Source organism: Mesorhizobium sp. WSM4815, from assembly GCF_055811575.1.
In genome coordinates this window covers 274835-287790 of sequence record NZ_JBVVQS010000097.1, presented here as the reverse complement: position 1 = coordinate 287790, position 12956 = coordinate 274835, and the positions used below count along the sequence as shown (strand labels likewise).

Sequence of the window (12956 nt, the reverse complement as noted above, 5' to 3'; positions counted from 1 at the left end):
GATTCTGCGTGAATCGTGTTCTGCCGGCCGTCTTTGTCCTCGCGCTCAGCGCGCCTGCCTTCGGCCAGACCGTCGACGGCGAGGGTGCCAAGCAGCTCTCCGAAAATCTGTCCCGCTATTTCGGCAGCAAGGCGATCGACAGCGGTTTCCTGAAGGTTTCGGTGGAAGGCGACGCCTACAAACTCGCCGTCGATTTCAAACCTGTCGTGGACCTGCTGGCGGCGCAGAATTCCTTCAAGTTCGACTTCAGCCCCTACGCATTGCTCGTCAAGCCAGGCAGCAACGGGACATGGAGCGTCTCGGCGGACGTGTCGCAAAGCGGGTCCTTCGAGTTCAAGGGGCCAGAGGGCCCGCAGAGCATGGAGTTCTCGATTACAGACGGCAAGTTTTCCGGCGTCTACGATCCCGAACTGGCGGCTTTCACCAGCGCCACACAGTCGATAGCCGGGATGACGATGAATTCCCGGGACGCCGTGCAGCGCGCCAAGGTGAGCACCGGCGCCGGTACGGCCACCATGAACGCAAGCAAAGCTGCGAATGGCGGCGTCGATTTCACCGCGACGCAGACGCTCGCCGATTTCGCCGAAGCGCTCGACTTTGACGATCCCAAGAGCGGGCTGAAATTCCCGCTCACGATCAAATCGCCAAACCTGTCGGTGAACGCGACCGGCAAAGGCGTGCGGACCAGGCCGCTTCTCGATCTGCTGGCATTTGCCGTCGCCAATGAAGACGAGGCCAGACTGAAGGCCAACCAGGCGCAGCTCAAATCGCTCCTGCTCGCCGCGCTGCCTCTGTGGGAGCGGATCGACGGAACCTACGGGTTCAAGGATCTCACCGTCGAAAGCCCGGTCGGGCTTTTCGGGGCGACTGAGCTGGACACAGGCTTCGGGACCGACGGCATCGCCCAGAACGGAGCAATCAACTACTCGATCAGGGCCGCGGGACTGAAGATCCCTAACAATTTCGCGCCCGCCTGGAGCACGGCGCTGCTGCCGACCGATGTCAATCTGAGTTTCGGCGGCGCCAATATCGATCTCGACAGCATGGCGAAGAAGGCGATCGAAGCCTTTGATCTGAACAAGAATCCACCGCTGCCGGCCGACTTCGGCGATACCTTGACCGCTGATTTCATGGCCAAGATGCCGAAATTTGTCATCGGCCACAGCACGGTGAAAAACGGCGATATGGAAATCGCGATGGAAGGCGAGATGACGTTCGCCGGCATGAAGCCGGAGGCCAATGTGACCATCGATATCGCAGGCTATGACAGGATCGTGGAAAGCCTGCAGGCGGCAGCGAAGTCGGAGCCGGAAGCCGCGCAATATGTGCCGGTGGCGCTTGCGATCAAGGGATTCGGCAAGACGCTGCCGGACGGCCGCATCGAATGGGTCGTCAACGGCAAGCCGGACGGTTCGGTCACCGTCAATGGTGTCATGGTGAAGCCGGCCGATCCGGTTGGGAATGATGAAGGCGACGACGGCGAAGAAGAAGCGACGCCGTAGGCGTTTTCGCGATCCGATCGTCGCTTATATCGAATGCTCATGGTCGTCGTCGCCCAGCGGCAGCGCCCGCAGCGCCTTGCCGACGGAAGCCGGCGGCGTGCCGGTTTCCGCCGCGAACCGCATGAGCGTCGGCTCGTGGGCGAGGATGAATTGCAGCACGCCGGCCAGGAATCCCGGCTCGCCGGCGGCCTGGCGGATCGAATGCGCCTCGATGCCGGTGATCGCCAGGAAGCGGGGCAGAAGTTCCGGATCGGCGGCGACGAAGCCCAATGCCTTCACGGCAATGGTTTCCGCTTCCTCGCGCATTGACCCTGGGTTTGCCATCACTACCTTCTTGTGGGTTGAATGAGTCTGTTTTTGGCAGTAATCGCAAGCGTCGCCTGCGGCAAGCCATCTGTCTCTGCAATGCGGAGTTCGCGGTGAAATCCGAAGCTTTTCCGGCAGCCGGTTTCCGTTTCGTCAATTATCTCGCGGTAGAGTTGAGCAGGGTTTGGTGCGTACCGGCGAGGGCGCATGGCGGCATCCTTCGAGCGGAAGGCAGGCCGGGACGGGAATTTGATGCCTAAGAAGGTCATGATCGTCGAGGACAACGAGCTCAACATGAAGCTCTTTCGCGACCTCATTGAAGCGAGCGGTTACGAGACGGTACGCACGCGCAACGGTTTGGAAGCGCTGGATCTGGCGCGACTGCACAAGCCGGACCTCATTTTGATGGACATCCAGCTGCCCGAAGTGTCGGGGCTGGAAGTGACCAAATGGCTGAAGGAGGACGACGACCTCCATGTCATCCCGGTCATTGCCGTCACCGCATTCGCGATGAAAGGCGATGAGGAGCGTATCCGCCAGGGTGGCTGCGAAGCCTATATTTCCAAGCCGATCTCGGTGCCGCGTTTCATCGAAACCATCAAATCCTACCTGGGCGACGCCTGATGCGCCCTTCCAGCCGAGCCGGAGCTTTATGAGATGACTGCACGGATCCTCGTCGTCGACGACATCCCTGCCAATGTCAGGCTGCTCGAGGTCCGGCTGCTTGCCGAATATTTCGAGGTGCTGACCGCCACCAACGGGCCGGACGCGATCGAGACCTGTGAAAACGGCAAGGTCGATGTCGTATTGCTCGACGTGATGATGCCTGACATGGACGGGTTCGAAGTCTGCCGCCGGCTGAAGAGCGATCCGGCGACGTCGCACATCCCGGTTGTCATGATCACCGCGCTCGACCAGGTTTCGGACCGGGTGCGCGGCCTCGAGGCCGGTGCGGACGATTTTCTGACCAAGCCGGTCAACGATCTGCAATTGATGACCCGCGTCAAAAGCCTGGTCCGGCTGAAGACTTTGACCGATGAGCTGCGCCTGCGCGCCTCGACCACGCGCAATATCGGCATCGAGGAGCTGTTGAGCCGCAACTTCGCGTCCGCGGACACCACGCCGAAGGTTCTGCTGATCGACGAGCGCAAATCCTCCATTGAGCGCGTCCAGAAGATGCTGCGCAGCAGTGCCGACCTGGACATCGCCACCGATCCGCATGCCGGCTTCTTCCAGGCCGCCGAGACGCCCTATGAATGCGTGATGATCTCGACGGGTTTTGCCGATTTCGATCCGCTCAGGCTCTGCTCGCAACTGCGTTCGCTCGATCGCACCCGTTTCGTGCCGATCATCCTTCTGGCGGAGCAGGGTGAGGAGGGACGCATCGTCCGCGGCCTCGAGCTTGGCATCAACGATTATCTGATGCGTCCGATCGACCAGCATGAATTGACCGCGCGGCTGCGCACGCAGGTGCGCCGCAAGCGCTACAACGACCAGTTGCGCGCCAGCGTCACCCAGACCATCGAGATGGCGGTGACCGACCCGCTGACGGGATTGCACAATCGCCGTTACCTCGACAGCCATCTGCAGACACTGTTCGACCGCGCCGTGGCGCGGCGGCGGCCGCTGTCGGTGATGATCACCGATCTCGACCGCTTCAAGACCGTCAACGACACGCATGGCCATGACGGCGGCGACGAGGTGCTGCGCGAATTCGCGCGGCGGCTGCGCAAGAATGTGCGCGGCATCGATCTCGCCTGCCGCTTCGGTGGCGAGGAGTTCGTCGTGGTGATGCCGGACACGGACGGCGCGGTCGCCGAAAAGGTCGCGGAGCGTATTCGCGCCGAAATCGCCCAGATGCCGTTTGCCGTCGGTCAGGACGGCAAGACGATCGAGGTTACCGTCAGCGTCGGCGTGTCGTCGGTGCTGAAGGGTGTCGACTCGGTTGCCGGGCTGATGAAGCGGGCCGACCTCGCGCTCTACGAAGCCAAGAGCGCCGGCCGCAACCGGGTCGTCGCCAAGGCGGCGTAAAAGTCCGATTATCCTGTCAATGTGACAGGGTTACGAATTTACCTTAACGCAAGCGATTCGCCGGGCTTGGTTAAGAAATTGTTGATTTTCGCAGGCTGTTGCGCAAATGTGCAGGCCGATGACGGGACCGGCGCCAGGGTAGATCGCCGGATCGATCCGAAGAATACCCCATGATTCAGGTCCGCCGCATCTCCTGGGTCCGTGGGGTCGGCCGGCCGGCGCTGGCACATAGTGGCCTCCTCGTACCGCTGCCAAACGCCGGCCGGCCCCCATTCTCAAAATGACATCAAGTCTCTGCGCCAAGCATTGGAAATTCTGGACTTTTCGAGCTTTGAAAACAAAAAAGCCGCCCACGGGGCGGCGTTTTTGTCTAGGCAGGAAAGCAGATTACTTGATCTTGGTTTCCTTGAACTCGACGTGCTTCTTGGCGACCGGATCGTATTTGCGGAACGACAGCTTGTCGGTCTTGGTGCGGCTGTTCTTGCTGGTCACGTAGAAGAAACCGGTGTCGGCGGTCGACAGAAGCTTGATCTTGATGTTTGCGGCTTTGGCCATTGTATCAGTCCATTATGTTCGTGGAGTCTTGGCCGCTGGAGCACGGGAAAACACCCGGACGCGGGAAACTTGGCGCGACACATAAACAACGCACCCGGAAAGTCAACCCTGTGAGACACCCTGTGAGCCGGCCTCTTCCTTCTCCCCTTGTGGGAGAAGGTGGATCGGCGCGTAGCGCCGAGACGGAAGAGGGGTGTTGGACGGAGTGCTGTCGGTGCCAAACCGGAGCACCCCTCATCCGGCCGCGTTCCGATTCTACGCATCTTCTTTAACTGGAGCGGCCTTCTTCCAGTCTCCCGTGGTGTTCCACCAGCGGTTCGGGTTCGAGCGGTCGTCCAATCCCTTGGAGCGGCTGGCGAGGATCGGCTGGATGCGGATCACCGGCTCCTGATAGGTGTGGACCTGGAAGATCGCCTCGACGATGCGGGCGGCCAACGCCTGGTCGTCGGGCAGCTCGAACGACACTTCCACCGTGCCATGCCGTCTGCGCAATTCGGTCTCGGCGCCGGCGGCAGCACCTTCGAGCGCCCGGTAGCGCTCGATGCCGTGCGCCGACTGGTAGGCATTGCTGTCGTATTTGCCCGTGGTGAGCGGGGCGATCGCGACCACCGCTTCCATGATACGGTCGACATCGGAAGCCGGCGCCTGGAAGGTCACAAGCAGCAGCAATTCCATCCGCAGCGATTTCGTTTCAAACCCGGAGTCGATCATGGCGGCATCCTCAAATTCGTGGCGTGTTGCTGACAATCTACCCAGGTGCTGCTGACACGGTTATGTCAGCAGCTTTGCGCCACCTGAGGCATCGATCGGGTCTTTTACAGGATTTTTCGGATGAGCCTGGCACCGACCAGCGCGATATAGAAGGCGAAGAACAAGCCGAGCGCCCAGCCGAAACCGGAGGGGCCGAAAAGGTCCATGCCGATGCCGATCGCCTGCGGGCCGAGCACCATGCCGACACCGTAGCAGAGCACGAAGGCAGCGTTGGCCGAGGCCAGGTCGTGGCCGGAAAGCTGCGAGCCGAGATGGGCCAGGCCGATCGTGTACATGGCCGCGACGACGCCGCCCCAGACGAACAGAAGCGCCGCCATCAGATGCCAGTTCTGCGCGAAGTGCGGCATGAAGATGGTGCCGGCAAGCCCGATGGTTGCACAGGCCAGAAGCAGATAACGGCGGTCGCTGACCCGGTCGCTGATCATGCCGAGCGGGATCTGCAACAGCACGTTGCCAAGGCCGATCATGGTGAGCAGCAGTGCGGCATCGGCCTCGGAGTAGCCGATACGATTGCCATAGACGGGAAACAGCGCAAAGCCACCGGTCTCGACCGCGCCGAACACCAGCACCGCAGCGGTCGCTGTCGGCACCAGCCAGATGTAGCGCAGGAAGTTGCTGGTTTCGCCGTTGGAGACGATCGTCGGGCTCTCGTTGCGGGCCGCCAGAACTGGAATGGCGGCCAGCGTCACCAGCGCCATGATGACGCCGAAGGGCAGGAAGCCAGCGCTGCCGAGTTGCGCGAACAGCCACGGCCCGGCGGCAAAGCCGAGCGACAGCACGGTGGCGTAGATGCCGAGGACGAGTCCGCGCCGGTGCGGCGGCGCCGACGTGCTGATCCAGAATTCCGACAGGATGAAAAGCACCGTCAGCGCGATGTGCAGCAGGACGCGCAGCGGAAACCACATCCAGAAGTCCGGTGCGAAATGGAAGCCGACAAAGGCCAGCACTCCGGTGGCGATCATGGCGAGCATCGTCCTGGCGACGCCGAACCGCATCGCCAGCGGGGTGGCGAGCGGTGCGCCGGCGATCGAGGCGAGGCCGGCGACTGCGGTGTTGAAGCCGATCATCGACGCCGAATGGCCACGCGTTTCGAGAATGACGCTGAGCAGCGGCATGCCGAGGCCGATGGCGATGCCGACGACGCTGATCGACGAGATCGCCGCGATCATCGGCAGCCAATGGACGCGTTCTTCGACCTCTTGCTGGGTATCGACTGTCATGGGATGTGAATGCTCTATGTTCTACAGAATTTCGCGAACGAAGCGATTGCCGACAAGCCGGTAGAACGGCACGGAACCACCGGGGCGCAGCAGCGGATCGTCGACGAGCCGCTTTTCCAGCTCCCCCAGGATGGCCCTGGTGATGTCGGGCACATCAGCTTCTCTGGCCTTGGCGAGCGGCAGCCAGACCAGTTCCTCCAGCTCGTTGGTCGGACCGCCGTCCGGCAGCTCCACCGCAATGTCTTCGCGCCAGGCGCTGAAGAAGCGCGTGTCGAAGCGCCGCACCCGGTTTGGCGGGGTGATAGCGCGCGCGATGAAGCGCAGCGCTTCCAGCGACGGTCTTACGCCGTGCTCGGCAAAACCCTGCCAATCGCGCCTGGTCGTGGCGAAGGCGCCCTTCTGGCCGATCAGCAGGCCGGCTTCTTCATAGGTCTCGCGAATCGCCGACAGGGCGATGGCGCGGGCACGGGCCGGGCTGGTGCGGCCGACGCCGGCGGTCAGCCTCGCCTGTTCCTCAGGGTGCAGCGCTGTGGCAACGGGAATTCGGCTGTCGGCCGGATCGGTACGGCCACCGGGAAAGACGAATTTCCCCGGCATGAAGGCGTGACGGGCGTGGCGCCTGCCCATCAGCACCAGGAACTCGGCGCCCCTGCGGTCGAGCAGGATCAGCGTCGCGGCGTCGCGCGGGCGTATAGGCCTGGCGTCGAGCGCGATCGGCTCAACCTTGTCGACTTCCGCCTTGATCATAACGTCCATGCGCACGACCTAGCGGAATCTGCTTCGATGCGAAAGTGGCGTCCAGCCATGCCGATTTGCGCTAGCCTCGGTTTCAAGCCTCGGGATGCGACTCGATCAGATCTTCTTCCCCGCCGAAGCCGTGCATATAGAACGCCCATTGCAGGCCGATGACGGCGCCCTTGACCGGCTGCAGCAAGACGATCGCCATGAGGATGGTCAGCGGCACCCAGATGGCGACGTGCTGCCAGGTGGACAGAGTGGAGGTCGCTTCGACACCCATGAAGGCGCCGAGCACGATGTGGCCGACGATGGCCACCACCAGATAGGCCGGCAGGTCGTCGGCGCGGTGGTGATGAAGCTCCTCGCTGCAATGATCGCATTTATCGACGGTCTTGACGAAGGCACGAAACAGCTTTCCCTCGCCGCAATGCGGGCAGCGGCCAAGCGCGCCACGCTTCATCGCCGTCCACAGCGGGCGGGCGATCCGGCCCGAGTGCTGTTGGCCGCCGAAAACCTGTTCGTTCTTTTTCAGATCGCTTGGCATTACCGTCTCCTGCCGCGCGAGCCTGGACGCGATTGCGACGCGCGGGCGCGGCCCTTGGCCTTGTGAAACGACCGTTTGGAGCCGGGCAGCGGCTTTGGGTCGGTCAGCATCTCGAAACGCATCGCGCCGGCCATAGGCGCCACCTCGATCAGGCGAACCTCGACGCGGTCGGCAAGCTGATAGCCCTTGCCGGTGCGTTCTCCGAAAAGCGATCGGGCAGTTTCGTCGTATATATAGTAATCGCCGCCCAGACTTGACACCGGGATGAAACCATCTGCGCCATACTGCGGCAATTGGACAAATAGTCCCGATTTGGTGACGCCCGAAATGCGTGCATCGAAACGATCGTCGACACGCTCTGCCAGATAAGCGGCGATCAGCCGGTCGACCGTGTCGCGCTCGGCGGCCATGGCGCGGCGCTCGGTGGCTGAGATCAGCGCAGAAACTTCTTCCAGCCGCTCCGCTTCATCCTGCGTCAGTCCGCCTGCACCGAAGCCGAGCGCGGCAATCAGCCCGCGATGCACGATCAGGTCGGCATATCTGCGGATCGGCGAGGTGAAGTGCGCATAGCGTTTCAGGTTGAGGCCGAAATGGCCGATATTGCTTGGCGAGTATTCGGCCTGCATCTGCGTGCGCAGCACCACCTCGTTGACCAGCCCCTCATGGTCGGCGCCGCGGACGCGATCCAGGATGCCGTTGAACTGGTTTGGCCGCATCTGGGCGCCGCGCGCCAGCGAAAGGCCAAGCGTCTGCAGGAATTCACGCAGCGATTCCTGCTTGGCGAGCGAAGGTGCGTCATGGATGCGGTAGACCAGCGCCTGTCGTTTCGCCTCAAGCGTCTCGGCCGCCGCGACATTGGCCTGGATCATGAATTCTTCGATCAGCTTGTGCGCGTCAAGCCGCTCCGGCACGACGACGCGGTCGACGGTGCCGTCCTCCTTGAGCAGGATTTTCCGCTCCGGCAGTTCGAGCTCGAGCGGCTGGCGCGTCTCACGACCGCGCTTCACCACGACATAGGCGTCCCACAGCGGCTTCATCACGGTGTCGAGGATCGGGCCGGTCTTGTCGTCCGGCGCGCCGTCGATCGCGGCCTGCGCCTGGCGATAGGCGAGTTTTGCCGCCGATTTCATCATGATGCGGTGGAACGAATGCCTGAGCTTGCGGCCATCGGCCGAAAAGGTCATGCGGACCGCCAGCGCCGGGCGGTCCTGGCCTTCGCGCAGCGAACAAAGGTCGTTGGAGATGCGCTCCGGCAGCATCGGCACGACGCGATCCGGGAAATAGACCGAATTGCCGCGCTTCAGCGCCTCGCGGTCGAGCGCGGTGCCAAAGCGCACGTAAGCGGCGACATCGGCAATCGCCACGGAAACGACCACGCCGCCGGGGTTCTTCTCGTCCGGATCTGCTGTCGCGAACACGGCGTCGTCATGGTCCTTTGCGTCGGCCGGATCGATGGTGACCAGCGGCAGGTCGCGCCAGTCTTCGCGGCCGGCCAGCGTCGCCGGTTTGACCGCCTCCGCCTCGGCGATGACGTCTGCCGGGAAAATATGCGGAATGTCGTGCGCGTGGATGGCGATCATCGAGACCGCCTTTTCGCTGGTCAGCGAACCCAGCACCGCCAGCACCTTGGCCCTGGGCAGCCCGTAGCGGGAGGCCCGCGCCGGCTCGACCTCGACCAGATCGCCGTTCTTGGCGCCGTTCTGGAATTCCTTGTCGACGACCAGCTCCGGCTGGCGCCTTTCGACAGGCTCGATGCGGAAGGTACCGTCCTGCAGCACGCGAAAAACGCCGAGAACAGCATCGGTGCGCTTCTCGAAGATCTTCATCACCCGCCCGGTATAGGCAGGGCCGGTCGCATCATCGGTTGGAAAGGTCTTGGCCAGCACGCGGTCGCCAATGCCCGGTGTCGGGCCGCCGCCGCCGCGCGACACGCGTATCGCTACGACAGGAGGCTCGCCGTTGCCCACCGCTTCGGTTGGGTGCGCCAAAAGCACGCCGTCGGCATCGCGGCCAAAGATGTCGAGCACGGCGACATGGGCGAGGGCGCCGACGCGGGCGAGCCGCTTGCGCTCCTTGGTCAGCAGGCCCTCATCCTGCAAGTCGCGCAAGACATCCTTCAGCCAGATACGGTCTTCGCCGCGCAGCGCAAACGCCTTGGCGATGTCGCGTTTGCCTGAGCGATCCGGATTTTCGGCGATGTAGCGCAGGATCTCGTCGCGGGACGGCCGGTAATCATCCTTGACCTTGGCCCTGGTGTCGGCGGTGCGCAGATCGCCATGACTTCTTCCGGATTCCCTGCGCGCCACGATGCACTATCCCTTTTTGTTGGCCACTTTCTTGGCGGCCGGTTTTTTGGCCGCAGGCTTTTTGGCAGGTGCGGCCGCTTTGCGGAAGGGTTTTCTGCCGCCATTGCCGCCCTTGGCTTCCTTCTCGGCAATGAGCGCCACCGCGTCCTCGATCGTCACCGACTGCGGGTCCTTGCCCTTCGGCAGCGTCGCATTGACCTTGCCGAAATTGACATAGGGCCCGTATTTGCCATCACGCACGACGATCTTGCCGCCGCCCGCCGGATGCTCGCCAAGTTCCTTCAAGGCGGCGGGCGTGCCGCCATTGCGACCGCCGGGGCCCTTCAATTGCTTCTCGGCGATCACCGACACGGCGCGGTTGAGACCGATCGAGAACACGTCCTCGATATTGTCGAGATTGGCGTAGGTGCCGTCATGCAGCACGAACGGGCCGTAGCGCCCCAGCCCGGCCGAGATCATCTTGCCGGATTCCGGATGCTTGCCGACGTCGCGCGGCAGCGACAGCAGGGCGAGGGCTTTTTCGTGGTCGATCGAATCGGCGGTCCAGCCCTTGGGCAGGCTGGAGCGCTTGGCTTCCTTGCCGTCGCCGCGCTGGACATAGGGCCCGAAACGACCACTGCGCAGCGTGATTTCCTCCGCCGTGTAGGGGTCCTTGCCCAGCACCTTGGTGCCGTCCTCGCCGTTGCCGTTTTCGGCATTGGGGTTGGCGGCGTCGCCGAGCTGGCGGGTGAAGGAGCATTCGGGATAGTTCGAGCAGCCGACAAAGGCGCCGAATTTGCCGAGCTTCAGCGACAGGTTGCCGGTACCGCATTTCGGGCAGATCCGCGGGTTCGAACCGTCTTCTCGCGCCGGAAACACCAGCGGCGCCAGTTCCTCGTTGAGGGCGTCGAGCACGTCGGTGACGCGCAATTCCTTGATGTCGGCGACGGCGCCTGAAAAATCCTTCCAGAAATCGCGCAGCACATCCTTCCAGGCGAGCTTGCCGTCGGAAATCTCGTCGAGTTTTTCCTCGAGCGAGGCGGTAAAATCATATTCGACATAGCGCTCGAAGAAGCTTTCGAGGAAGGCCGACAACAACCGGCCCTTGGCCTGCGGCAACAGCTTGCGCTTGTCCATGCTGACGTAGTCGCGGTCCTCCAGCGTCTTCAGGATCGCCGTGTAGGTCGACGGCCGGCCGATGCCGAGCTCTTCCAGCTTCTTGATCAGCGAGGCTTCCGAATAGCGCGGCGGCGGTTCTGTGGTGTGCTGGGTGACGTTGATCGCCTCGCGCTCGAGTTGTTCGCCGGCACGGATCTCGGGCAGACGGCGGTCTTCCTCGTCTTCCGCATCCTCGTCCTTCTGGTCGGTGTAGGCGGCAATGAAGCCATCGAAGCGAACGACCGAACCGACGGCGCGAAGCTCCGCGCTGCGGGCGCCGTTGACCGCCTCGATCTCGACCGTGGTGCGCTCGATCTCGGCTGGCTGCATCTGGCTGGCGATGGCGCGTTTCCACACAATCTCGTAAAGCCGCGCCTGGTCGGCATCGAGATATTGCCTGACCGAAGCCGGCGTGCGCATGAAATCGGTCGGGCGGATCGCTTCGTGCGCTTCCTGGGCGTTCTTGGCCTTGGTGGTGTAGTTGCGCGGCTTTTCGGGCAGGTATTTTGGGCCGAACTCTTTTGCGATCGCATCGCGCGCGGCTGATATCGCCTCGGGCGCCATCTGCACGCCGTCGGTTCGCATGTAGGTGATCAGGCCGGTGGTTTCGCCGCCGATGTCCATGCCTTCATAGAGCCGCTGCGCCACCTGCATGGTGCGGCTTGCCGAAAAACCGAGGCGCGAGGAGGCGGCCTGCTGCAGCGTCGAGGTGGTGAAGGGCGGGCCTGGATTGCGCCTGGTCGGCTTGGCTTCGACCGACAGCGCCTTGAAGGTCGCGCCATCCAGCATCGCCTTGATGTCGTCGGCCTGCGCCTTGTTCGAAATGTCGAGCTTTTGCAGTTTCTTGCGATCGAAGGCAGTCAGCCGCGCCTCGAAATTATCCTTGCGCGGCGTGCCGAGAATGGCGGCGATCTGCCAGTATTCCTCGCGGATGAAGCGCTCGATTTCCAATTCGCGGTCGCAGACGAGGCGCAGCGCCACCGACTGGACGCGGCCGGCGGAGCGGGCGCCCGGCAGCTTGCGCCACAGCACGGGCGACAGCGTGAAGCCGACGAGATAGTCGAGCGCGCGGCGGGCGAGATAGGCGTCGACCAGCGGCGCATCGATCTGGCGCGGATTGGCCATCGCTTCCAGCACCGACGATTTGGTGATGGCGTTGAAGACGACGCGGCTGACCGGCTTGTCCTTCAGCGCGCGCTTCTGCTTCAGCACTTCAAGGACATGCCAGGAAATGGCTTCGCCCTCGCGGTCCGGATCGGTGGCGAGGATCAGGCCGTCGGCGTCCTTGACCGCCTTGGCGATGTCGGCAAGACGTTTGCTCGAGGCGGTGTCGACAGCCCAGGACATGGCAAAATCCTCGTCCGGACGCACCGAGCCATCCTTGGCCGGCAGATCGCGGACGTGGCCGAACGAGGCCAGGACCTTGTAGTTCTTTCCGAGGTACTTGTTGATTGTCTTCGCTTTGGCCGGCGATTCGACGACGACGACGTCCATGAGGTCTCATATCAGCTGTGGTGCGGCAGAAGAATTCCGCTGCGCGCGACGAAATCTCGTATAAGTGTCGCTCACATGGCCGTGCTTTTGCATCCGGTCAAGGGCAAGCGCCCAAAATGCAGTCCTGCATTGAGGGGTGCGTCATGTGATATCCGCAATCCTGGATAGGGAGAGCGGCTGCCCTGATCGTTGGACAAACCGGCAATGAATCCGGGAGAACGGGACAAATACTTCCGCCGATATAAGAGAAACATCGATCACGCGCCAGCCCTGGTTTGAAGAGACGGCAGGCATGATGCGACGTTGACGGGCGAGACAGGCGTGGCAAGCGGCCGTGCGACTTGCCACGCGA

Annotated in this window: 11 protein-coding genes; 3 read left to right on the top strand and 8 right to left on the bottom strand. The window is 62.8% G+C overall.

Going from position 1 to position 12956, the window contains the following annotated elements:
• The first annotated feature begins 8 nt into the window (after positions 1 to 8).
• The gene (locus AC0L2B_RS21005) at positions 9 to 1502 is read left to right on the top strand and encodes a hypothetical protein (RefSeq protein WP_473746672.1); all 1494 of its coding nucleotides are present in this window, start codon (positions 9 to 11) and stop codon (positions 1500 to 1502) included.
• Between the two features lie 24 nt (positions 1503 to 1526).
• Here the strand turns inward: AC0L2B_RS21005 and AC0L2B_RS21000 are convergent, their stop codons facing one another.
• On the bottom strand, positions 1527 to 1826 hold the full coding sequence (locus AC0L2B_RS21000) for a DUF3572 domain-containing protein (RefSeq protein ID WP_027156292.1): 300 nt from the start codon (positions 1824 to 1826) through the stop codon (positions 1527 to 1529).
• Between the two features lie 249 nt (positions 1827 to 2075).
• Here AC0L2B_RS21000 and AC0L2B_RS20995 point away from each other — a divergent pair, with 249 nt between their 5' ends.
• On the top strand, positions 2076 to 2432 hold the full coding sequence (locus AC0L2B_RS20995) for a response regulator (RefSeq protein ID WP_287247952.1): 357 nt from the start codon (positions 2076 to 2078) through the stop codon (positions 2430 to 2432).
• Positions 2433 to 2465: 33 nt separating this feature from the next.
• Positions 2466 to 3839 carry a PleD family two-component system response regulator gene (locus AC0L2B_RS20990; RefSeq protein WP_023801084.1) on the top strand — a complete coding sequence of 458 codons (1374 nt, stop codon included), beginning with the start codon at positions 2466 to 2468 and terminating at the stop codon, positions 3837 to 3839.
• Positions 3840 to 4226: 387 nt separating this feature from the next.
• Here the strand turns inward: AC0L2B_RS20990 and rpmG are convergent, their stop codons facing one another.
• From rpmG to topA, 7 genes are all read right to left on the bottom strand, one after another.
• On the bottom strand, positions 4227 to 4394 hold the full coding sequence (gene rpmG, locus AC0L2B_RS20985) for a 50S ribosomal protein L33 (protein WP_006201775.1): 168 nt from the start codon (positions 4392 to 4394) through the stop codon (positions 4227 to 4229).
• A gap of 255 nt (positions 4395 to 4649) precedes the next feature.
• Positions 4650 to 5105 carry a YqfO family protein gene (locus AC0L2B_RS20980; protein ID WP_473520525.1) on the bottom strand — a complete coding sequence of 152 codons (456 nt, stop codon included), beginning with the start codon at positions 5103 to 5105 and terminating at the stop codon, positions 4650 to 4652.
• Between the two features lie 104 nt (positions 5106 to 5209).
• Entirely contained in the window at positions 5210 to 6385 is a 1176-nt protein-coding gene (locus AC0L2B_RS20975) for an MFS transporter (protein ID WP_023801086.1), read from the bottom strand.
• Positions 6386 to 6406: 21 nt separating this feature from the next.
• The gene (locus AC0L2B_RS20970) at positions 6407 to 7141 is read right to left on the bottom strand and encodes an NUDIX hydrolase (RefSeq protein ID WP_473746671.1); all 735 of its coding nucleotides are present in this window, start codon (positions 7139 to 7141) and stop codon (positions 6407 to 6409) included.
• Positions 7142 to 7214: 73 nt separating this feature from the next.
• Entirely contained in the window at positions 7215 to 7667 is a 453-nt protein-coding gene (locus AC0L2B_RS20965) for a DUF983 domain-containing protein (protein WP_473746670.1), read from the bottom strand.
• A complete protein-coding gene (gene rnr / locus AC0L2B_RS20960; RefSeq protein ID WP_473746669.1) occupies positions 7667 to 9973 on the bottom strand; it encodes a ribonuclease R in 2307 nt (768 codons plus the stop codon). The genes AC0L2B_RS20965 and rnr overlap by 1 nt, the downstream gene beginning before the upstream one ends.
• Positions 9974 to 9979: 6 nt before the next feature.
• On the bottom strand, positions 9980 to 12604 hold the full coding sequence (gene topA, locus AC0L2B_RS20955; protein WP_473746668.1) for a type I DNA topoisomerase: 2625 nt from the start codon (positions 12602 to 12604) through the stop codon (positions 9980 to 9982).
• Positions 12605 to 12956 lie beyond the last annotated feature (352 nt).